Here is a 20053-nt window from a genome sequence, read left to right as displayed (position 1 = left end):
TGGCTGCAACATATGAAGCTAACGATGCGTTTTCCTGTGGGCCTATGCTTCGTCACGCGGTTTTTCTGCTGCTTGCAACTCTTTTAAATAGGTGTCGAGGCAATCGAGGCTTTGTTCCCAAAAACCTCGATAGAGATTCAGCCATTCATCGATTTCTTTGAGTGCGTTTGGTTCAATCCGGCAGGGACGAGATTGGGCTTTGCGGCTTCGAGCGATCAATCCGGCACGCTCCAGAACCTTTAGGTGCTTCGAGACGGCTGGTAGGCTCATGTCGAAAGGTTCAGCGAGTTCGCTTACTGAGGTTTCGCCCATTGCAAGGCGCGCGAGGATGGCGCGGCGGGTGGGGTCTGAGAGCGCGGCAAAAGTTGCGCTAAGTTCGTCGGTATCCATTCTCATTTTAACTCTTTGGTTAAGTAACCTATTGGTTCGGTAACGCGGTTTAGGAATGGTGTCAAATGCGTCTGCTAACGCGTGTTCGCAGTGGTCCGCCTCTTTAGCGGAGAGGGATTGCGCGGGCAGATATGCGATGTCGTGCTATGTGCTGTTGGAAAGCCGGTATTTCCATAGGTGCAAGTCCGGTTTTGCCAGCGGCTAATTCAGGAATTTGCTTGTGACTGAAATCATCGTTGTCGTCGGGCTTATTCTGATTAATGGCTTGTTTGCGTTATCTGAGTTGGCGGTCGTATCGGCCCGCCGGGCGCGCCTCGCGTCTTTGGCGGAACAGGGACGCAGCGGGGCTAAAAGCGCGTTAGCTCTCGCTTCAGAGCCTGGACGATTTCTTTCGACCGTTCAGATCGGGATTACGCTCATCGGCATTTTGAATGGTGTTTTCTCTGGCGCGACGCTTGGGAGCAGTCTCGCGCGCGATCTGTTGGAGATGGGCTTCTCACACAGGCTTGCCGAATTGATCGGCTTTGGGGCTGTGGTTGTCATCGTCACCTATCTTTCAATCGTCATCGGTGAGCTCGTTCCCAAGAACCTTGCCTTGCGCAATCCCGAAGGTATCGCTTGCATTGTGGCGCCTAGCATGACTGCGCTGTCTCGTTTTGCGGCGCCGGTGGTGTGGGTATTGGGCGCCTCTACGCAGGTTGTGTTTCGCTTGTTTGGCGCACACACGGATACTGCAAGGCAGGTGACTGAAGACGAGATCAAGCTATTGATCGCGGAAGCAGAAAGTGCAGGCGTTCTTGAAACCGGCGAACGGCAGATGATCTCCGGCGTGCTTCGTTTGGCCGACCGAAATGTCGTCGGGATCATGACGCCTCGGACCGATGTGGACTGGATCGATATCACGGACGATGTCGAGGAGGTCAAAGCCGACGTTTTAGCAACGAAACATTCCAGGCTTCCGGTGGGTGAAGGATCTATCGACGCGACCATTGGTGTTGTGCAGACGCGAGAGCTTCTGGCGGCGATGCTCGAACAAGAACCGTTGAATTTGAAAGCCCTGCTCCGTAGAGCGCCTGTCATTCCCGAGACGACCAGCGCACTTGATGCACTTGCCACGTTGCGAGACGGCGAAGTGCCGATGGTCCTTATTCACGACGAGTATGGAAACTTCGAAGGGCTTGCGACTCCTGCTGACATACTCGAGGCGATAGCGGGCGTTTTCCGTAGCGAGGAGGAAGGCGAACCCGCATCTGTCGCGCGGGAAGATGGTTCATGGCTTTTATCGGGAGCGATGCCTGCCGACGAAATGGCCGAGATCCTCGACATCCGGCTTCCTGAAAAGCGAGATTATCAGACCGTTGCCGGTTTTGTTCTTGCCAGCATGCGACACCTGCCAACGGTCGGGGAAAGCGCAGATATTTTGGGCTGGCGATTTGAGATCGTCGACATGGATGGTCGCCGTATTGATAAGGTGCTTGTCGATCGGCCGCGCCTCGGACGCAGGGCGGTGACCTAAAACCTCCGCTCTTATCGGTGGAACGCTGACGATGTGGTTGCGTTGGTTTTGCGGCAGCGGATTTCAAACAACGCTGCGTTTGAGCATAGGCCAGTTCACACCCAGAGGCAGCGGTCATGGTTAGGATCGGCATCATTATCAGCAGTACGCGTCCGGGCCGTTTTGCTGACCATCCGGCAAAATGGATCGAAGAAGTGGCCTCTGGTCGCGGTGATATGGACGTCGAAATTTTGGATCTGCGCGACTATCCAATGCCGTTCTTTGATGAAGCGAGTTCGCCCGCATATGAACCATCGAAAAATGAAGTCGCGCTGCGATGGCAAAGGAGGCTTGCTGAGTGCGATGGCTTTGTTGTTGTCACGGCAGAATATAATCACGGGCCTACTGGCGCGGTGAAGAACGCATTTGATTATGCGTTCAATGAATGGGCAAAGAAGCCTGTCGGATTTGTTGCGTATGGGGGCGTGGGTGGTGCGCGCGCCGTCGAACAGTTGCGCTTAGTCTCGATCGAGCTGCAGATGGTGCCGATCCGAAACGCTGTCCATATTCAGTGGACGGTTTATTCGGCCGTTACGAAAGAGGGCAAGTCTCTGGGGAGCTTTGAGTTCCTGCAGAGCGGGGCCAAGGAGATGCTTGATCAGCTCTTATGGTGGGCGCAATTGTTGAAGCGTGCTCGCGGAGGGTGAGCGTGAATGCTTGACAAAAAAAGCGGGCTGGGCCCGCTTTTCATCATCGTCAGCTTGCAAAATAGGTTTGAGTGCCGTGGGCCTCGATAGCTTCGGCCAAACGTTTTAGAGCCTGGATGTAGGCCGCAGCGCGTACCGTTGATTTATTTTGCTGCGCCACATTCCAGATTTCCCGGCCTTCGCGTTCCATAATGGCCCGGAGGCGTTCGTGAATCTCAACCAGCGACCAGTAGAAGCCCTGGCGGTTCTGGACCCACTCAAAATACGAGACGGTGACACCGCCTGCGTTCGCGAGAATGTCCGGCAGGACGATAACGTTCTTGGCGGCGAGGAGTTTGTCTGCCTCGGATGTTATTGGGCCGTTTGCGAGTTCAAGGATGACGCGGGCGTTGACGCTTGATGCGTTCTTTTCATGGATCATGTCTTCGAGTGCGGCGGGCACGAGCAAATCGCAAGGTGCTCCGATGACTTCGTCGTCTTCGCAGCGGACATGACCAAAGTCCCCGGCGGTATCGGTTACGGATTTTCCGGCTGCCTTCGCTTCTCGAAGGACGTCCAGATTGAGCCCGTCGGATGCCTTGATTGCTCCGCCAGAGTCGGAAACGGCTACAATCTTGTGGCCGTCGGCAGCTAGGAGAGAGGCGATATGCTGGCCAGCATTTCCGAAACCTTGCACGGCGACTCTCATGGTGCCGTTCAGTCCCAGTTCTGGGGCGAGGTGACGGATAAGATAGTATCCGCCGCGCGCAGTCGCGTCGTCGCGGCCGAGAGAGCCTCCTAGGGTCACTGGCTTTCCGGTAATAACGTCGGGAACGGCTTCGCCAACAATGTGTGCGTATTCATCTGCCATCCACCCCATGATCATGGAGTTGGTATAGACGTCTGGGGCCGGGATATCCCTATTTGGCCCGATGATGCGGCCGAATGCCCGGATGTAGGCGCGCGAAAGACGCTCGAGTTCCGCCTTCGAAAGTTTGCGCGGATCAACTTGGACGGCGCCTTTGCCGCCACCATAAGGCAGGTTCATTACCGCGCATTTGAATGTCATCCAGAACGCGAGAGTTTCTGCTTCGTCTGCGTTTGCATCAGGATGGAAACGGATCCCACCTTTTGTCGGGCCGCGAGTGTCGTCATAGCGACAGCGCCACGCCAGAAACGATTTCCGCGATCCGTCATCCATACGGATCATCAAGCGCGCCTTTGTTGTTTCGCGCGGGTATTTCAGAAGTTCGATGACGTCCGGGTCGATTTTGAGGTGGCTGGCGGCTTCGTCCAAGCGTACGAGCGCGCGGTCGAGAAGATTATCGACGGACATCTTGTTTCCTTAATGCGTGTTGAGGAAGGTCGTTAGATCGGTGGCAATGCCACATTGATGAACAAATGCCCAATCTTTTGGCATGCCGATCAGCGTCATTCAACAAAATGCTAGAGGCTCTGCGGCGAATCGCCAGCCGAGATCACGCTCGTCTAAGCTTTGATTCTCGGCGGAAATGTTCGTGCTTATCCGAGAAGACCACTAGTTTATTAGGCGAAGCCTATCAAGGTGCTCCTTGGCATCGGCGTGTGAGGGATCCAGAGCGAGCACCTGCGCGAAATCCGCCTTGGCTTCATGCAGCTTTTGCAGGCGCTCGTACGCTAAACCTCGATTGTAATATGCGAGGGAGAACATGGGATCAATTGCCAGAGCGCATGTGAAGTCGTTAATCGCGAGATCATGATGTCCTGTATCGAGGTAAAGGTTGCCACGGTTGTAGTAGGCAAGTGGATTGTTTGGATCGACCTCGATGGCAGACGAAAAGTCTTTCAGCGCCTCGCCATTCTTGCCTAGCATGCTGTAAGCAATGGCGCGATTGACGTAAGCGATCGAGAGATTGTGTTTGTCGGGTTTGCCTTCGTTTATGTATTGCGTGCAGCCGCGGATCTGCGTTGCGGGGTTCGGACTATCATTACACTCGGCGAGCGGGTCGGCGGCAGCGGCATTAAACGCTGTCAAAGCGGCGGTGAGGATCGTGGCGAGTATTGCGGCAATGGCCATGCTCGACCTCGTGAGTTGTGCGCGAAGCGCGTTCGCCGCAAGCCTTCAGTATAGCAACTGATCAAGCAAACTTTGCGCCAGAGCAAGCTGCTGCCCGGTCGGCTTACATTTCTTAATATGAGGGGGCTTATTGCGGCGCTGCAAGGGGGCGGTCGCGAAAGATCGTGCAAAGCTTCATATGCTGCAATGCTGAGCATGCATTATTTTGCCGTCAGCGATTGGGCGAGTCGTCGGGTTCGGTGCTGCTCTTGAATACGGCGATGATATTCGGCCAGAAGACGGCGAGCAGGACACAGCCGATGACAAGCAGTAGCGATATCGCCATCTGAACGACGCCAAAGTTGGCTGAATCCTGTGCGACGAACCAGCCGGCAATGACTCCGGAAATCCCCATCACGATACGAATTAGCCAATTGAGCATTCGATTTCTCTTGAGCTGAGCGAGGCCCGTAAAGGCTTTGCGCAAACTTGTGCTTGCTTAGTCATTATAGCGAGAAAATTGTGTCTTGTGGCGCTCCTGTACGGACAACGTAACTGTCTTGCTCAGCATGGTGAAGGCTCGCTTTCGCAAAGGTTCTAGCGGGCAATAAAAAGGGCCGCCTCCGAGACGGGGAGAGGCGGCCCAGATTGATCTACGTGCTGAAGACGTTACTCAATCAGAACTTCTGCTTAAAGCCAGCCCACAGGGTTCGGCCTATGCCGGGTTTCATGCCATCTGCTCTGTCGGCGATGTAGAACTCGTTCGTCAGATTCTGTCCGGAGACGAAAAGCGTCGTGTTCGTACCGGGCACAGTGTAGTTCGCACGTGCCGAGAGCAGCCAAACGTCGGGGACAAGACCCTGTCCACCTTCATCGTCACCACCGTAGGGGGTGTTGATTGTGTCGGTGTAGAAGTCACCCCGATACGTCCACGATACGCTGGCGTCCCAAAGGCCGCGTTGCTCCACACCGAGTGTGAGATTTGCAAAGTGACGTGGGACTTCCGGCAGGTATTTGCCGACTTCGGCGGGGACGTTGCTCTCAGTGATGACCGAGTCGGCGAAGGTGTATGTGGCCTCGCCAAAGAAGTTCAAACGTCCACCAATATATGGCTGGCTATCGAGTCGTGAGTAGATCTCGAAGCCGTTGATTTCAGCTTGGTCGACTGTGCCGAAGATGTTGGCGCCAGATGGTGCCGTGAAGGCCTCTTTGATCTGGTAATCGTCAATGCGGCTGAAGAAGTAGGCGAGATCCAGCGTAAGCCCTTTGAACGCTGTTGTGCGAACGCCAACCTGGAAGTTGTCGCCGACTTCTTCCGGCAGCGGGAAAAATTCACCGCGTGCTACGGAAGGCGTGAAGCCGCGATGGTAGCTGCCGTAGACGTTGGTATTGTAAATGCCGCGCCATGACAGAGCGACGCCGGGTAGAACGTGATTGAAGGATGATTCTTCTTTGCCGACGAGTTCACCGGCTTCTGTGTCCGCTGGATAAGGCACATCTCCTACATGGATAGGATTAGGGCCGGCGTAAACACCGTTCCGCTTGACGTCATAAGATACAAAGCGGACGCCGGGCGTGACGGAGAACGTCTTGGTCAAGTGCATTGATGACTGGAGGAATGCAGTGAAGGCACCTGTCTCAAATTTCTCCAGGGCGCCGTCATCGACGTAGCCATTCACACCGTCTTCGGCAAAACAATTGCCGGTGTTTCCGCTGTCCAAAACTTCATTGAGCTTTCCGAAGCTTGTGCAGTTCCGGAAGGAATGATGTTCGTAGCTGATACCGGCTTGGACATCTTGCGTCCGGTCGCCAAATAGCGGCAGGTTGGCGAATTCCACGCGGCTGTCGGCACCGTAGATCGTGTACTTTCGGTTGCGACCGCGCATGTGGAAGTTTGGTGCAGGGTCGCGCACTGAAAAGCGGTTCCGCTCGTGGTCGCTGCCGTAGATGCGCGTCGACACGGTGGTGTTGGAGTCGACGTACCAATTGTGTGCGACTTGCAGGCGGAAATAGTCGGCATTGTAGGTGTTCAAGTCGGTCAGACCATCCGCGATCAGCGGATTTCCTGATTTCCAGCGGCCGTTATTGAAGAACTGTTGTTCGGCCGAGATGCCCAGGCTGTCGTCGCCTTCGAAATTGTCTTCGTCGTAGTTATCGCGCTGGCGGAAATAGACGCCTGAAACTGTGAGATCCTGGTTGATACCTTTCCAACCGAGGGCGCCGTAAAAGTCGTTGTAGCGGAGGACTTCGTTGTCCCAAGCGCCGCCGGCTTCAGAGCCGGAATACGAAAAGACTGCGCCGACATTCCCGGCATGTTGACGTGTGTGGACGTGCCGCGTGTTGTTCCAATCCCGTTTCACGCCATCCGTGGTACCGATCGACGCCGATATAACAGTCTCTTCTGGGCCGAACGGGCTGAGGTTCTGGAAGTTGATAATGCCGTGGTTCGTTAAAGGCGCGAACGGAATATTGTACCCGCGTACGACCTCAACGGCTTCGATGCGGTCTGTTGGGGGTGTGTAGTGGGTTGAGGGATCGAGGTACGAGCTGAAATTGATCGACTGCCCGTCTTCAAGGATTAGAACTTTACGAGAGCGGCGTACCGGAGAGCCGCGTACACCAATATTGGAATGCCGTGACATGCCATCATCGTTCACGACCATGACGCCGGGTACCCGCGCCAGAATTTCGTGATTGTCCTTCGGACGCTGTTCGTCGATTTGAGCAGACGTCACACGGCTGGCGGCGCCAATGTAGTCAAGCAAATCAGCGGGCAAGATGCCTGAGGCCGGATCAATCGGGTTTAAAGTTGGCGCGTTGCTGATCTGGCGTCCCGTTGCAGGATCAATGTGACCAACAGGGGCATCGACAACTTCGGGCTGATACGGAACAGGTTCGGGTGAAACGATTTGTTGCGGCGCCTGCTTTTTCGCGGCGGCCTTCGGTTGCGCTTTGGGTGCAGCTTTCGGCTGGACCTGAATAACATCTACTGGCGGAATATCGGCCGCCGTCGGTGCTCCGGCGGCCGGTTCGCCTTGTTGTGCGAGCGCCGGAGTGGACATCAGGACCAATGAAAGTCCGATTATCCCAACATTACTATTCTTCATACTCCTCCCCCAAAAGCTTATTTGCTTTCGCATCACCTGGGCGATTGTCTCGCGCTGCTTCGGCGGCGTTTCCAGGCGCGTCAGGCAATTGACGGTGCCAAACAGTGATCAGTCGGAGCCGATTATGCGGGGGAGTTAAATTCCAACGATTGCAACGCGTGTTGGCAAAAGTTCCCAAACGCCCGAGTGACGGGCGATTTAAGCTGTGCTTCATTTGCAACACAGCAGTGGTAACACGTTTTTTGGGAGAATCTGACGCGGATTAGCTTTGTAAGCTGGTGCGTATTGCCTGTTTATCCCAGGGAATTCGGGAGCGGAAGAATCGCTAAAAGTTCAGTGCCCCCGATGGAGGATTTTCCAATTATAATTTTCCCGCCCAATGCGGTGATCCGTTCTTGCATTCCTCGAAGCCCGTAGCCGAAATCGATTTCGTTGCTCATGCCTTTGCCATCGTCGATAACCGTGGCACGGATTACCTTTTCCGATTTCAATTGAGCAGGTCCGTTGTTTCCAAACGGTTCTGTCATGATTTCCACGGCGATATTGCTAGCATGCGCATGACGATAGGCATTTGTCAGACACTCTTGCACGATGCGGTAGATGGTCAGCTCCGTCGTTTCGTCGAGCGAGATATCGGTAGGCAATCCGACAGATAGCGTAAGATTGATTGTGGAGTGTTCTTCGCGCCAGCGGTCAGCCAAATCCTGGAGGGCTTCAGTCAAGCCGAGTTCGCGTAGTGCAGCCGGGGCTAGTTGATGCAACACGCGGCGATTTACAAGCTGGAGCGTATTTATTTCTTCCAATAATTTTTCGGCCATCTGTGCGGTGGACGATATGTCGGGTTCTGCTTTGGCCAGTTCGGATTTCATCGCCGTACCGCGCACGCGCGCTGCGTAGAGATGGGGGCCGAGTTCATCGTGTAATTCGCGTGCAATCGCGCGCCGTTCGTCATCCTGCAACTGGATTAGTCTTATGGAGAGGTTTGCGTTTTCGCGTTGCGCCTTCCGGAGGGCGGAAGCCAAGCTCTCGACACTGCGCGATATGGCGGTGATTTCCGGGGTCCCAGAGACGGTTAGGTCAATGTCATAGTGGCCGGCCTCCATCAAGGCGATAGCGTCGCACAGTTCGTGAACGGGACGGAGCGCCCGCCAGATCACCCAACTGGTCAGGCCAAAAGCTGCGAGAGCCAGCAGCAGGCCGGTTACGATAATGTCCTCGATTGCCACGCTGAGTTCGCGCAGTTTGTTAAATGGGCTGGTGGCAATTGCGATGCTGCCAAAATCTTCCATCCCACGTTTAAATGGGATCGCGATCATTTGAGGATCGACGTCGCCGATGGTCAGGCTTTCCAGCCATTGCAGTGTCGTAGGTTGCGGTGTCTGGGGTACGTTTATTTTTGCTTCTCCTGGCGGGAGAAGCGCCACTTCGATGTGGCGTGCGTCCTCTAACCGGGTGGCAAGTTCGCGCATGCGTGTGCTGGGGTCGGGCGATGCCAGAATGCCGGTGCGGGCGGTCTCGATATAGTCCTTGGTGAAGGACAGCATGTTCGTGGTTTCAGTGAGAATTCGGGGGCGCGCCTGGATCAGTTTGGTGACAACCAATCCCGCGAGGCAGAAGATCAGGAGGGCCGCGATGACAGCGTTCAGGCGGATCTGGATCGACATCGTCTATGGTCTCGTGATCGTTAATGGGTTGGTGAGAAAGCACTTGCGCGGCTTGCCGAGTTGACGTTAGGAGGGCATTTGCGTGGCACCAAGGAATTGAACTGACAGCATTCGGGGCAAAAGCACTGGACACGATGGAAGCCGTGTACGGGTATCATGCCTTTCGCCCGCTCTGCATGCTGGGTTGTTTTCATCGAGGTGCAAATACCGTGAAGGTTCTTATTATTGAAGATCACCCGATCGTCATCGCGGGCTTCAGGGCTTCGTTGTCGGTTGAGGGAGATATCGAGATCGTCGATGCCCGGAGTGGCGCGGACGGTCTTGCCGTGTTCTCTCGCGAGAATCCGGATTGTGTCGTTATCGATATCAATTTGCCGGATCGATCTGGATTCGACGTCTCCCGCCAGATCAAGGAAATGGATGCCTCGGCCAAAATCCTTATCTTCACCATGAGTGATGCGCCCATCCTGGCGGCTAAAGCTGTTGAGATGGGCGCCAAGGGCTTCTTTAGTAAGAACGACGACCCCTCACTGATGGCGAAGGCTATCCGGACCATTGTGCGCGGTGAGATTTGGCTGCCCGATGATGTTGCCCAGAAGTTGGCTCTGGTTAGTGTGGGCAAAGGGGAAATGCTGGATATATCGGAACGCGAGCTGGATGTGTTGCGATTGCTGGCCAAGGGTCGCAGCATGTCTGAGATCGCAGAGGCGACGGCGGTCTCCTATAAAACCGTTACGAACGATTGCGCGGCTCTACGCGAAAAGCTCAATGCGCGGACGTCGATGGAGCTTGTGCGCATCGCCGTCGAGCAGAAGATCATTTGATCTCTCACTGCGGATCGTTTGCCTAGGTGACGTCAACGTTGGCTGGGGATTTCAGTTGCGCTGCTCTTAAGCCCCAACGGAACGTGACTCCGTGAGTAGGAGTATGGCCGTATGTCGCTGAAACTGGAACTTATTATTTCGATTGCGCTTGCGGTCGTCGTGACCTTCCTGCTCGCTAGTGTCATGCTCTATCTGCATGCTGTCGATAAGATTGAAACGGAGACGCGTGCGGCTCTGGCAGTCGGCGCGCGGATTGCCACAAACGCTGTCGACGATGTCGAGGAAATCACTAATCCGCAAAGACGGCTCGCGTTGCTTGTTGCGGATTTCGATGGCGATCGTCACGTTCGGGCCAGCGTGTGGGACAGTCTGGGTAAGCTGCTCATGGCCTCTGAGGTGGCGGTTTCAGATGATCCGCCTCCGGAATGGTTTTTTAATTTGCTGGCTGGAAAACCACGGGCGGTGACTGTGAGTTTGCCGTCGGCATTCGACGGTCATGGGACGTTGGTTCTGGAAACGGATCCGCGCAACGAAGTCGGTGAAGTTTGGGAAGATACCGCCAACACGCTTTGGATCATTTTTGTCTTATGTGGGAGCATCGTCACTCTTATTTCCCTCATCGTAGGGCGAGCGTTGCGGCCGTTGGGCCGAATGGCCGACGCACTTAAGCGCATTGGGAGCCAGTCCAAGGTTGAACGATTGGACGAGCGGGGGCCCGTTGAATTCGTGCAGGTTTACCGCGGCTTCAATCAGATGGTCGAACGACTGTCAGAGGCTGAAGCGGTCAATCGCCGGCTACAGGATCAGCTCTTGAGCGTGCAGGAGGAAGAACGCGCGGATGTTGCGAGAGATCTGCACGACGAGATAGGACCGTTCCTATTCGCGGTTGATGTGGATGCAGCATCCATCGGTACTCTTCTCGATGAGCAGCGTTATGAGGATATTCCCGTGCGCGTTCAAAGTATGCGCGAGGCGGTTGGCCATATGCAGGGGCATGTGAAGAGTATGCTTGCGCGCTTGAGACCAGCTTTTCTATTGGATCTGGGGTTGGCGCATGCCTTGGATCACTTGCTCAACTTCTGGCGCGGGCGTCACCCCGATATCGTTCTTGAGCTTGAAATCGAGGATACGAGTTTCGGCGAGCAACTCGACGGGACAATATACCGGGTCGTGCAGGAGTCTTTGAGTAATGCGATCCGTCACGGAAAGCCGAGCCGCGTGGAAATTAGCGTCGTGGACGAGGGGCATGGTGTACGCGTCCTGGTGTCCGATGATGGCCGTGGATTGCCAGATTACTCGACAGGGTCAAATGGGTTTGGAATCCTGGGTATGAAGGAGCGGGTCTCGCATCACAACGGCAAACTGGAAGTCAGTAATCGGACAGATGGTTCGGGCGTCAGCGTGTCGGCCTGGTTCCCGATTGAGGATGAGACGAGCGCAATATCGCTATCGCCCGAAGCCCTGGAGAACAGCGCATCATGAAGCCCTTAAAGGTCCTACTCGTTGATGACCATATTGTCGTGCGGGAAGGTGTTCGCCGACTGATTTCAGGTGCGCGCGAAGCTATTTTGACCGAGGCGAGTTCTGGCGCTGAGGCCCTGGCGCTCGTCGGAAAGGACCCACCGGATCTTATCTTGCTCGATCTCAATATGAAGGGCATTGGCGGACTTGAGCTGCTTCGCAGACTACTTCTGAGAGACCCTAAGGCTCGGGTGATCGTTTTCAGTATGCATGCGGAGCCGATTTATGCAGCGCGTGCCCTACGGCTTGGCGCCAAAGGCTATGTTAGTAAGAGCGCTGCGGCTGATGAATTGCTTGCGGCGATCAAGAAGGTCTCGGAAGGCGGCCATTATATCGAGCGAGAGCTGGCGTCGCAGTTGGCCATTGCTCAGTACTCCGGCGATGACCCTCTCCAGCAGCTCACGACCCGGGAAGTTGAGATCCTGCGTCTGCTAGGTGAAGGCAAGAGTATGACGGAGATCGCGGAGGCGCTGGGTGTTTCCTACAAGACGATCGCCAACTCGTGCAGCATGATGAAGAGCAAGCTTGGCTTGGAGCGCACAGCCGATCTCATTCGCACGTCGATTGAATTTTTGAGCAAGTAGGTTTGGTGTCCGCGAACGGGCAGCTCTTCCGCGCGTATATCCATTTTTCACCGGAGCATCGGGAAGTTTGGGAGTAAACGCCCGATGCTTTCGGGAGATCTTCCCATAGAAAAACCGTTTCGTGTTCAGGATACTTGTCGGGCCACGCAAGGCGTTCGTCCCCGGCTCGTGATCTGCTTCCTCGTGTCGCGAGTCGGGGGATGTGTGCGTTCAGTACGTACCAATTTTTGAATTTGCGCCGCGGGTGCGGCTTAGGTTTTCCTCGATGCCGAGGGGGCGAGGCGCGTCTCCACGCTTCAACAGCGTGCGCCTCGTTTTCGGTTTTCTCTCAATGTTCGTTCATCGTCGTCGCGCGCATCGGTAGCGAGGCACGTTTCAGCGTTTGCCGAGAGCGGTGCGGAGTCTGAGCAAGAGCGGATAGCAAAGGATTGCGGCGGCCACGAAGCCGAGACGCAGGAGAGCGACATAGGCGGCATCGGTGAGCCCATGCGCTGTGGGAGCTTCCGCAAAATATTGGTATGCGGCGCGTATCAGGAAAATAACGACCAGAAACGATATCAGAGCGCCGACGGGTAAAGCCAGGCGGTGCGCCTGTTTGTTGGTGGCAGGTATTCGAGGCACGGATCAGCTCTTGCTTTATATCCTGCCAAAAGGATGCGGTATCGAAGCCAACACCTAGAAGATGCGCTTCGATACCGATTGCCCTGAGCTTTCTATTGAAGCTTAAGCTGCGGGGGCCTCGTTGGCGACGGCGTTGAGATATTCTTCGGTCGATATCACCTTGGCGTAGGCGAAAGCGAGGGCGGCCATGAAGGCTGCGTGAGCCTGTGCCGCGGGAACCTGAACACCGTTGAATTCCAGGTCACGGCTTGCGCATGCGTCGTGGATCACGGTGACGTTGTAGCCAAAGTCCGAAGCTGCCCGTGTCGCGGCGTCCACGCACATGTGGCTCATATTGCCGACGATGAGGACGTCCTCAATTCCGTTGCGGTCCAGGAGGTCCTTGAGTTCGGTTTCCCGGAATGCGTTGACGTTGTTTTTGAGAACCAGAGGCTCACCGGCCTGGTTCTGCGCCTTCGGGTGAATTTGCGCACCTTCCGAGCCTGCCTCGAAGAAGGGGGCATTGGGGATGGGGAACTCGTGGCGGATATGAACGAGCAAATCTCCAGTTCGGCGTGTTGCTTCGATGACGCGGGCTGCGTTGTCGGCTGCGCCTTCGATCCCGACGAGCGGCCACTTACCATTCGGGAAGTAGTCGTTTTGAATATCGACAACGACCAGTGCGCGCTTTCCCATCTTCGGTGTTCCTTACTGCAGTTTGCTGACGTTTCGTTGCACTAAGCGGCGATGGCTAATGTTGGTGGAGGGGACCTAGTGAGGCTCCGTGGCGGCATTTGAGCCCGCCGTCACACCCTAGCGGTCTTGCTGGTGCCGGCTGAGGGACTTGAACCCCCGACCCCCTGATTACAAATCAGGTGCTCTACCAACTGAGCTAAGCCGGCTGATTGCCGCTGGGCCCGATAGCACATCAGGTCGCCGCCGCGGCATGTCATGTCGCGGCGACTTATAGCGCTTCGCGCGAGGCAGGACCAGAGGTCTATTTTCAAAGTACAGCTTTAAATATGTGGAGGTTTTGCGCCGATTTGTTGCGCCGGCTGCGGGATTGCTGCCTCTGCAACTCTGCGTGGCCGGAGATCAGAGAGGTTATCCAGGGCTCATGTGCCATTCGGACGAAGAACTAACGAGTTAACTCTGGTCTCGACTTGGGATCGGCAAACCAAGTGTGGCGCGATTAAATCGTATAAACTCGTTTTGCTTAGATGTAACTTTACTGTTTTGCGTCATGTTGCCTGCTGAGCTAGAAGAAATTGTCCGTACCCTGGAGTAAGACGATGCGTATCGGAGTTTTTGCATTGGCCTTGGCTGCGCTCTTTGCGGCAGCGGGTCATATCACGCCGGCCAGTGCTGGCGGCGAGTGGCGTGGCGGTTATGAGCGGCCGATCGTTGATGACCGGTTTGAGCGCCCGCGTTACCGTAGGGATCGGATCTATGTAGACCCCTATTCCTACTATTATCGCCCCCGTAACTACTATCCCTACTACGACGCTGGTTATTGGCGTCCAGCGTATGAAATGCGCGAGCGCCGCCGTTGGTATCGGGTTCCGCCCTATTATAGCTCGTGGGGTTATCCGCGCGATTATCGCCGCGCATACCGCCGTGACCGCGGTTGGGGCTGGGATCGTCGCCGCTGGAGGTGAGCTTAAAACGCGCTGCGTAGCTTCCAGGGTATATCGGCACCGTAAGGCTTCCGATATGAGCCGCCGTGCGGAAAGCGATCTATCAAAATGAGGCGTTCGGGTTTTGGGTCCGGACGCCTTTTCTGTTTGGGGAAATGTGCTTTTGTTTAGCCGCGTCGGCGCATGGCAACCAAATGCAGGGCCACAGCCGCGGCATTAGAAACGTTGAGGCTTGCCAGAGCTCCGGGTGCCTCGATGCGATAAAGGTGATCGCAGGTTTCCGCCGTTAACGCGCGCAGCCCTTTGCCCTCTGCGCCGAGGATTATCGCAAGGGGGCCAGAAAGGCTTGCGTCGTCCAGCACCTCTTGCGCTGCGCCATCGAGGCCGATGACCGTTATCCCGTTTTCTTTCAGCTGGGTTAGCAAGCGTGCAAGATTTTGTGTCAGGTGCACAGGCACCAGCTCCAAAGCGCCGGAGGCAGATTTCGCCAGCGTGCCATTGAGCGGTGGGCTGTGGCGGCGTGTCATGATGAGCCCCGCGCAGCCAAATACTGCGGCTGAGCGAAGGATCGCGCCGACGTTGTGCGGGTCGGTGACCTGATCAAGAATGATAAGGGGTTGTCCGTCAGCGGCGTTCTCTAAAAGCGTTTCGAGCACGGGCTCTGGCAGATAGTCGGTCGTGAGGGCTATGCCCTGATGGACCGTATCGGCACCAAGAAGCTGATCGAGACGGCGGGGCGTCACGATTTCAGGCGTGATCCCGCGGGTCTGGATACTTGTTGCCAAACGGTGGGCTGCATTCTCTGTCGCCAGCAGTTTGATGAGCTGGCGTTGCGGGTTCGCAAGGGCGGCCTCAACAGCATGGATGCCAAACAGCGTGACGTCGTCTGGTGTGACCTTCGGCGCGTGCGCTGGGCGCGCGCCGGGGCGACGCTTGGAGTTAGGTTTTGGAAATTTTCTCACGATGATCAGGGAGCCGAGGTTAGAGAGACGGTTCGGGAGCTACGCAAATACCATGGCCGGAGGCGGGCCGCACCCGCGTTGATGCGGGGCGCTCATTGCGCCGCAGGCATTTGGGAATTGACATGCGGAGTTCATTTTCGCATAAACGAGGGGTTGCCCCGCTGGCCATCCGCGGGGCGATTTCATTTGACAGGCTGATGTTGATTTTTGCCTTCGGCTCAATGATATAAGTGGCGTCAAATGAACATTGACCGGTTCGAAAGGACCTAGTCAGGTTGCGAGATGTGGAGGGGTGCCCGAGTGGCTAAAGGGGACGGACTGTAAATCCGTTGGCTACGCCTACGTTGGTTCGAATCCAACCCCCTCCACCATTTCAGGCTCACGCACCTTTTGGCGGTGTGCTAACGCCGGACCGCCTCGCTTTCGGGCCGTGGCATGGCTTAACCCTCATAGGCCAAACCTTACCTCTATCAAATCAGACTCTCGGATTGCCGCGAACGCTTTGCGGTTGGCAGGGCCTCGTTCTTGTTCAAATGGGATATCGCAGAATCGCAGCCACCTGAGCGTTGCCGGGAATGTCTGTCTGACGGACCCCGAGAAACCGGGCGCCTGTCATTATTGCTCTGCCGGCGATCTCGTCCGCGATATCGTAGTTGGCGGCGTCGGGGCTGGTGGCGAATGTCACGGCGCCATCGGTGTCGTTGACTGTTCCCGGCGCGACGTGATCGATATCCACCATCAAAAATTCAACCGCGCCGTTGGTGGCTGCGCGTGCCACCTCGCCAATGTTGGTCGTTGCGCGGCGGTCGTTGGAGCGGGCCTCAAACAATGTGCGCGCTTCGTCAATCTGCGCCTTGTAGTAACGGTCAAGTATCGGGCGTGCCGCGCTCGCGAGTTCAGCTTCAGAGAGGCGGTCTGGACTTTCCGATATGCCCTCGCTCAATAGAGCCGGGTAGCTGTTCAGATTTCGGAAAATCGGGGCCAGCGGATCTGTGGATGCAAGGATCAGGGGGGTATCTCGTCCCGCCAGAACGCCACGAAGTGCAGCGTCTACTTTCCGCGCGTATTGTCGGAGCAACACGGTTTGACCTTCGGCGTTGGCTATGCGTGTGTTCTGCGCAAGGTTATTTATGGATGCGCGCCCCACTGCATCGGCGGCACTTTTGGGCAGCTCGGGGACGCGTACCGGGGATGGCGGTAAGTCCGCAAATATCTCGATCAAGCGGACTGCATTTTCCGACAAAGTTAAAATGAATGCCGTTTGAGGGAAGGCGATGGCTCGAAGGAGAGGCTTCAGATAGAAGCGATCTGCGACTTGGGTCGTATCTGTTACCGCCGTGGCCAATCTAAATGTGCGGATGCTGTCGGGGGTGGCAAGGACGGCTAAGCTATGGGCCTGCAGTTTCCAAAAATCGTCATCATCTGTTAACGCTGCAAGCTCCGCTTCGAGACGGCGGCGGCGATGCTTATCAAATCCTATGCTTTCCAGCTGCTCCATCGCAGTCTTGACCAGATTGCCATAGGCTATCCGGCTGGCTGAAACCTGCTGCGTGTGTGGTGTGGTGGATACGTAGATAGAGACGCACGTATCCGCACGGGTGGAAATTAGCGCCTTGAGTTCCGGGAGCGTCGGGATATCTACGTAAAGCATCGATAATGGCTCCTGTTATGCCATGAACGGGGCAATTAAAATTGGATTGCAGGCCCCCGATTGGTGGCTTTGCTCGGTAACATGCGTCTGTAATCTGCTCGGACAGCTTGGGTTCCTCGCGCTGCTGTCAAGCGATACACTGTGCGCGCTGCTTGTAGGTTCGCGCGGTCCCTCCTACTTGGTTGGTTAAAAATCTCTAGTTGGAGCTTATCAGTGTGTTGCTTCGGTGCGGTCCTGCACGGTAGGGGCTACCTGAACTAAAATGCGGGTTTTTATCGGTTCATTTTACGAGCGCTTCTGTAGTCTAGCTGATGCTGCGGGTTGTGCGCGGCGGATTAGCCTGTTCCGCAAATGTCCGTTTGCGTTGCCGTCAAAAATCGGTAAAAAGCCCGGATGCCATGGGTGCGGGTGTAGCTCAATGGTAGAGCAGCAGCCTTCCAAGCTGAATACGGGGGTTCGATTCCCCTCACCCGCTCCAATTTCATCTGACACATTCGGTATTGCATTTAACGGAGACGGAGCGGATCGCCGATACTCCGGCCATTTCTATTACTTGGACGAGATCTGTAGGCGCGCGATGACCATCCCGACAAGCGCGTTTGGAGCGGCAGGCTTGCGGATGACACCCCATTTGCCGCAAACGCCTTCGACCTCCGTGTAGCCACTGTATATGACAAACGGGATGCCCATATCGGTAAGTCGCTGGCAGAGTTCATCGGCGGTGCCATCGGCCAAGCGGTAGTCGAGTACGGCGGCGGACACAGCGGCGGAAGCCAGGATTGTGAGAGCTTCGTCAACGCTGGGGACGTTGTGAACCCGTGCGCCGTGCCCTTCGAGCTCATCAGCAATATCCATCGCGATCAATGGCTCGTCTTCCACCAGTAAGATTGAGTAGCCTTCGAGGTTGGAGCGGCTCATAGGTCGAAACTCTCGAGAGGGGTCGCGTAGATGGCGGTGCCGGAATGGCGCAAAGCAATCTCTTCACTGATAAATTCAGGAGGGCATTTGCGGAATTGTGAAAAACGCTAGAACTACGGCTGCGACCAACCCCAGAATGAAGAGCCATCGGCTCCAGCGATGGCGCAAAATAATAGTGCCCTGACGAGCCTTTTCGGCGGAATAGGTTTTGGGCCCGTCAGGTGATTGGGATGTGCGTTTGTCTGTCGAGGTCCCTTGCATAGGTCAAAGCCTTTTTACTTTTTACCGTGCTTTTCACCTTGGATGCATTGCGGCCCCTGAAGGACGCTCAGGCAATGTTCCGCCTGCTCGGGAAGATGGGGATGCTGGGACCCAGGAATTCCCTGGATATTTTCTGGTCTGTCGAGCACGCTGTTGCGATTTTCTCGAGGGAAGTGGGTATTTTTGATTTCAGGTGACATTTCATCCTCCTCTCGCTTTTTGGCTCAAGGAATGTGATTCAAACGCATCTACGGGGGATCTGTTCCGCACGGGGCGGGAATGTCGCGATGAAGCGCATCAGCGAAAGTTGGCCAATATGTTCGACGAACAGGGGCACAGATCAAAGATTGGGCCTTGAACAATAAGGCTCAAGCCCTTAGAGGATCGGGCTCAGGCGTATGGGTGCCGATACGCGGCTTTGCGGCCCGGTGACCCAGAAGGTGTCAAACACTGTCAAGGACGAGCAATGGCCAAGGCGAAATTCGAGCGGACGAAGCCGCACGTAAACATCGGCACGATCGGTCACGTTGACCACGGAAAGACGTCTCTGACGGCAGCGATCACGAAGGTATTGGCTGAGACGGGTGGGGCAACGTTTTCAGCTTACGACCAGATTGACCGTGCACCGGAAGAGAAGGCTCGGGGCATCACGATTTCGACGTCGCACGTTGAGTATGAGACGGCGAACCGTCACTACGCGCACGTTGATTGCCCAGGTCACGCGGACTACGTGAAGAACATGATCACGGGTGCGGCGCAGATGGACGGCGCGATTCTGGTCGTTTCGGCTGCTGACGGCCCGATGCCACAGACGCGCGAGCACATCCTTCTGGCCCGTCAGGTCGGCGTTCCTGCCCTTGTCGTGTTCCTGAACAAGTGCGACATGGTCGACGATGAAGAGCTTCTTGAGCTCGTTGAGATGGAAGTGCGCGAGCTTCTGTCGTCTTACGAGTTCCCTGGCGACGACATCCCGATCACGAAGGGCTCGGCTCTGGTTGCTCTGGAAGACGGTGATGCGAAGCTCGGCCACGACGCGATCCTGGCTCTGATGCAGACGGTTGATGAATACATCCCGACGCCGGACCGTCCGAAGGATCAGCCGTTCCTGATGCCGATCGAAGACGTATTCTCGATTTCTGGCCGCGGTACGGTTGTTACGGGCCGTATTGAGCGTGGCATTGTTAAGGTCGGTGAGGAAGTCGAGATCGTCGGCATCCGTGATACGACGAAGACGACTGTCACGGGCGTTGAAATGTTCCGGAAGCTTCTGGATCAGGGCGAGGCTGGCGACAACGTTGGCGCTCTTCTTCGTGGTATCGGTCGTGAGGACGTTGAGCGCGGGCAGGTTCTTTGCAAGCCGGGCTCGATCAAGCCACACAAGAAGTTCAAGGCTGAGGCATACATCCTGACGAAGGAAGAAGGCGGCCGTCACACGCCGTTCTTCACGAACTATCGTCCTCAGTTTTACTTCCGTACGACGGACGTGACGGGTGTCGTCACGCTTCCAGAAGGCACGGAAATGGTTATGCCTGGCGACAACGTGTCGATGGACGTTGAGCTGATCACTCCGATCGCGATGGAAGAGAAGCTTCGCTTCGCGATCCGTGAAGGCGGCCGTACGGTCGGCGCGGGTGTTGTTGCCGCGATCGTCGAATAATGATCGCATCCGTTTTGGTGGCCCCTTAACAGGCCGCCAAAATGGGGCCAGTGGGCCGGGT

General features: G+C 55.9%; 19 protein-coding genes and 3 tRNA genes. 9 read left to right on the top strand and 13 right to left on the bottom strand.

Features of this window, described 5'->3' with window-relative positions; all coding sequences use genetic code 11:
- Nucleotides 1-42: 42 nt before the first annotated feature.
- Complete coding sequence (locus BLS30_RS06105) at nucleotides 43-390, bottom strand: ArsR/SmtB family transcription factor (protein WP_046476084.1); 348 nt, start codon at nucleotides 388-390, stop codon at nucleotides 43-45.
- A 220-nt stretch (nucleotides 391-610) separates the two neighbouring features.
- Between BLS30_RS06105 and BLS30_RS06100 the strand changes: the two genes are divergently transcribed.
- Together BLS30_RS06100 and BLS30_RS06095 are read left to right on the top strand one after the other, a co-directional pair.
- Nucleotides 611-1906, top strand: a complete 1296-nt coding sequence (locus BLS30_RS06100) for a hemolysin family protein (protein ID WP_090227486.1) — start codon at nucleotides 611-613, stop codon at nucleotides 1904-1906.
- Between the two features lie 116 nt (nucleotides 1907-2022).
- Complete coding sequence (locus BLS30_RS06095) at nucleotides 2023-2592, top strand: NADPH-dependent FMN reductase (RefSeq protein WP_046476091.1); 570 nt, start codon at nucleotides 2023-2025, stop codon at nucleotides 2590-2592.
- A 49-nt stretch (nucleotides 2593-2641) separates the two neighbouring features.
- Here the strand turns inward: BLS30_RS06095 and BLS30_RS06090 are convergent, their stop codons facing one another.
- From BLS30_RS06090 to BLS30_RS06070, 5 genes are all read right to left on the bottom strand, one after another.
- Entirely contained in the window at nucleotides 2642-3907 is a 1266-nt protein-coding gene (locus tag BLS30_RS06090) for a Glu/Leu/Phe/Val family dehydrogenase (RefSeq protein ID WP_046476096.1), read from the bottom strand.
- Between the two features lie 201 nt (nucleotides 3908-4108).
- Entirely contained in the window at nucleotides 4109-4627 is a 519-nt protein-coding gene (locus BLS30_RS06085) for a tetratricopeptide repeat protein (RefSeq protein ID WP_052743614.1), read from the bottom strand.
- Nucleotides 4628-4838: 211 nt separating this feature from the next.
- Nucleotides 4839-5048 carry a hypothetical protein gene (locus BLS30_RS06080; protein WP_046476101.1) on the bottom strand — a complete coding sequence of 70 codons (210 nt, stop codon included), beginning with the start codon at nucleotides 5046-5048 and terminating at the stop codon, nucleotides 4839-4841.
- A 235-nt stretch (nucleotides 5049-5283) separates the two neighbouring features.
- Nucleotides 5284-7713 carry a TonB-dependent receptor family protein gene (locus BLS30_RS06075; RefSeq protein ID WP_244512379.1) on the bottom strand — a complete coding sequence of 810 codons (2430 nt, stop codon included), beginning with the start codon at nucleotides 7711-7713 and terminating at the stop codon, nucleotides 5284-5286.
- Nucleotides 7714-8006: 293 nt separating this feature from the next.
- Entirely contained in the window at nucleotides 8007-9377 is a 1371-nt protein-coding gene (locus BLS30_RS06070; RefSeq protein WP_090227482.1) for a sensor histidine kinase, read from the bottom strand.
- Nucleotides 9378-9586: 209 nt separating this feature from the next.
- Here BLS30_RS06070 and BLS30_RS06065 point away from each other — a divergent pair, with 209 nt between their 5' ends.
- From BLS30_RS06065 to BLS30_RS06055, 3 genes are all read left to right on the top strand, one after another.
- Nucleotides 9587-10201 carry a response regulator transcription factor gene (locus BLS30_RS06065; RefSeq protein WP_046479819.1) on the top strand — a complete coding sequence of 205 codons (615 nt, stop codon included), beginning with the start codon at nucleotides 9587-9589 and terminating at the stop codon, nucleotides 10199-10201.
- Nucleotides 10202-10312: 111 nt separating this feature from the next.
- Nucleotides 10313-11683, top strand: a complete 1371-nt coding sequence (locus BLS30_RS06060; protein WP_046476108.1) for an ATP-binding protein — start codon at nucleotides 10313-10315, stop codon at nucleotides 11681-11683.
- Nucleotides 11680-12306, top strand: coding sequence for a response regulator (locus tag BLS30_RS06055; protein WP_052743616.1), 627 nt, complete (start codon nucleotides 11680-11682; stop codon nucleotides 12304-12306). The genes BLS30_RS06060 and BLS30_RS06055 overlap by 4 nt, the downstream gene beginning before the upstream one ends.
- Before the next feature lie 375 nt (nucleotides 12307-12681).
- Here the strand turns inward: BLS30_RS06055 and BLS30_RS06050 are convergent, their stop codons facing one another.
- From BLS30_RS06050 to BLS30_RS06040, 3 genes are all read right to left on the bottom strand, one after another.
- Nucleotides 12682-12927 (bottom strand): hypothetical protein, encoded by a 246-nt coding sequence (locus BLS30_RS06050; protein WP_090227479.1) that lies wholly within the window; start codon nucleotides 12925-12927, stop codon nucleotides 12682-12684.
- A 102-nt stretch (nucleotides 12928-13029) separates the two neighbouring features.
- Nucleotides 13030-13602 carry a cysteine hydrolase family protein gene (locus tag BLS30_RS06045; RefSeq protein WP_046476118.1) on the bottom strand — a complete coding sequence of 191 codons (573 nt, stop codon included), beginning with the start codon at nucleotides 13600-13602 and terminating at the stop codon, nucleotides 13030-13032.
- 130 nt (nucleotides 13603-13732) lie between these two features.
- Nucleotides 13733-13808 (bottom strand) — tRNA-Thr (locus tag BLS30_RS06040).
- A 390-nt stretch (nucleotides 13809-14198) separates the two neighbouring features.
- Here BLS30_RS06040 and BLS30_RS06035 point away from each other — a divergent pair.
- Nucleotides 14199-14564 carry a hypothetical protein gene (locus BLS30_RS06035; protein ID WP_052743617.1) on the top strand — a complete coding sequence of 122 codons (366 nt, stop codon included), beginning with the start codon at nucleotides 14199-14201 and terminating at the stop codon, nucleotides 14562-14564.
- A gap of 146 nt (nucleotides 14565-14710) precedes the next feature.
- Here the strand turns inward: BLS30_RS06035 and rlmB are convergent, their stop codons facing one another.
- A complete protein-coding gene (gene rlmB, locus BLS30_RS06030) occupies nucleotides 14711-15505 on the bottom strand; it encodes a 23S rRNA (guanosine(2251)-2'-O)-methyltransferase RlmB (protein WP_244512378.1) in 795 nt (264 codons plus the stop codon).
- A 286-nt stretch (nucleotides 15506-15791) separates the two neighbouring features.
- Here rlmB and BLS30_RS06025 point away from each other — a divergent pair.
- Nucleotides 15792-15876, top strand: a tRNA-Tyr gene (locus BLS30_RS06025).
- Nucleotides 15877-16034: 158 nt separating this feature from the next.
- Here the strand turns inward: BLS30_RS06025 and BLS30_RS06020 are convergent.
- Complete coding sequence (locus BLS30_RS06020) at nucleotides 16035-17156, bottom strand: baeRF11 domain-containing protein (RefSeq protein ID WP_090227474.1); 1122 nt, start codon at nucleotides 17154-17156, stop codon at nucleotides 16035-16037.
- A 404-nt stretch (nucleotides 17157-17560) separates the two neighbouring features.
- Here BLS30_RS06020 and BLS30_RS06015 point away from each other — a divergent pair.
- Nucleotides 17561-17634 (top strand) — tRNA-Gly (locus BLS30_RS06015).
- Nucleotides 17635-17705: 71 nt separating this feature from the next.
- Here BLS30_RS06015 and BLS30_RS06010 read toward each other — a convergent pair.
- Nucleotides 17706-18074 carry a response regulator gene (locus BLS30_RS06010; RefSeq protein ID WP_052743618.1) on the bottom strand — a complete coding sequence of 123 codons (369 nt, stop codon included), beginning with the start codon at nucleotides 18072-18074 and terminating at the stop codon, nucleotides 17706-17708.
- 275 nt (nucleotides 18075-18349) lie between these two features.
- A complete protein-coding gene (locus BLS30_RS17965) occupies nucleotides 18350-18535 on the bottom strand; it encodes a hypothetical protein (RefSeq protein ID WP_139165295.1) in 186 nt (61 codons plus the stop codon).
- 266 nt (nucleotides 18536-18801) lie between these two features.
- On the opposite strand from BLS30_RS17965, the gene tuf reads away from it, so the two are divergent.
- On the top strand, nucleotides 18802-19992 hold the full coding sequence (gene tuf / locus BLS30_RS06000; RefSeq protein ID WP_046476126.1) for an elongation factor Tu: 1191 nt from the start codon (nucleotides 18802-18804) through the stop codon (nucleotides 19990-19992).
- Nucleotides 19993-20053: the final 61 nt, after the last annotated feature.

The sequence above is a fragment of the Filomicrobium insigne genome, assembly GCF_900104305.1.
Taxonomy (GTDB): domain Bacteria; phylum Pseudomonadota; class Alphaproteobacteria; order Rhizobiales; family Hyphomicrobiaceae; genus Filomicrobium; species Filomicrobium insigne.
Note: the sequence above shows the minus strand (reverse complement) of the source record. Positions and strands in the feature narration are given on the sequence as shown.

What these genes read in the sequence shown, in the direction of transcription:
- BLS30_RS06105 (WP_046476084.1), bottom strand. Translation starts at nt 390, where the DNA reads ATGGATACCGACGAACTTAGCGCAACTTTTGCCGCGCTCTCAGACCCC.
- BLS30_RS06095 (WP_046476091.1), top strand. Translation starts at nt 2,023, where the DNA reads ATGGTTAGGATCGGCATCATTATCAGCAGTACGCGTCCGGGCCGTTTT.
- BLS30_RS06090 (WP_046476096.1), bottom strand. Translation starts at nt 3,907, where the DNA reads ATGTCCGTCGATAATCTTCTCGACCGCGCGCTCGTACGCTTGGACGAA.
- BLS30_RS06085 (WP_052743614.1), bottom strand. Translation starts at nt 4,627, where the DNA reads ATGGCCATTGCCGCAATACTCGCCACGATCCTCACCGCCGCTTTGACA.
- BLS30_RS06080 (WP_046476101.1), bottom strand. Translation starts at nt 5,048, where the DNA reads ATGCTCAATTGGCTAATTCGTATCGTGATGGGGATTTCCGGAGTCATT.
- BLS30_RS06075 (WP_244512379.1), bottom strand. Translation starts at nt 7,713, where the DNA reads ATGAAGAATAGTAATGTTGGGATAATCGGACTTTCATTGGTCCTGATG.
- BLS30_RS06070 (WP_090227482.1), bottom strand. Translation starts at nt 9,377, where the DNA reads ATGTCGATCCAGATCCGCCTGAACGCTGTCATCGCGGCCCTCCTGATC.
- BLS30_RS06060 (WP_046476108.1), top strand. Translation starts at nt 10,313, where the DNA reads ATGTCGCTGAAACTGGAACTTATTATTTCGATTGCGCTTGCGGTCGTC.
- BLS30_RS06055 (WP_052743616.1), top strand. Translation starts at nt 11,680, where the DNA reads ATGAAGCCCTTAAAGGTCCTACTCGTTGATGACCATATTGTCGTGCGG.
- BLS30_RS06045 (WP_046476118.1), bottom strand. Translation starts at nt 13,602, where the DNA reads ATGGGAAAGCGCGCACTGGTCGTTGTCGATATTCAAAACGACTACTTC.
- BLS30_RS06035 (WP_052743617.1), top strand. Translation starts at nt 14,199, where the DNA reads ATGCGTATCGGAGTTTTTGCATTGGCCTTGGCTGCGCTCTTTGCGGCA.
- BLS30_RS06020 (WP_090227474.1), bottom strand. Translation starts at nt 17,156, where the DNA reads ATGCTTTACGTAGATATCCCGACGCTCCCGGAACTCAAGGCGCTAATT.
- BLS30_RS06010 (WP_052743618.1), bottom strand. Translation starts at nt 18,074, where the DNA reads ATGAGCCGCTCCAACCTCGAAGGCTACTCAATCTTACTGGTGGAAGAC.
- BLS30_RS17965 (WP_139165295.1), bottom strand. Translation starts at nt 18,535, where the DNA reads ATGTCACCTGAAATCAAAAATACCCACTTCCCTCGAGAAAATCGCAAC.
- tuf (WP_046476126.1), top strand. Translation starts at nt 18,802, where the DNA reads ATGGCCAAGGCGAAATTCGAGCGGACGAAGCCGCACGTAAACATCGGC.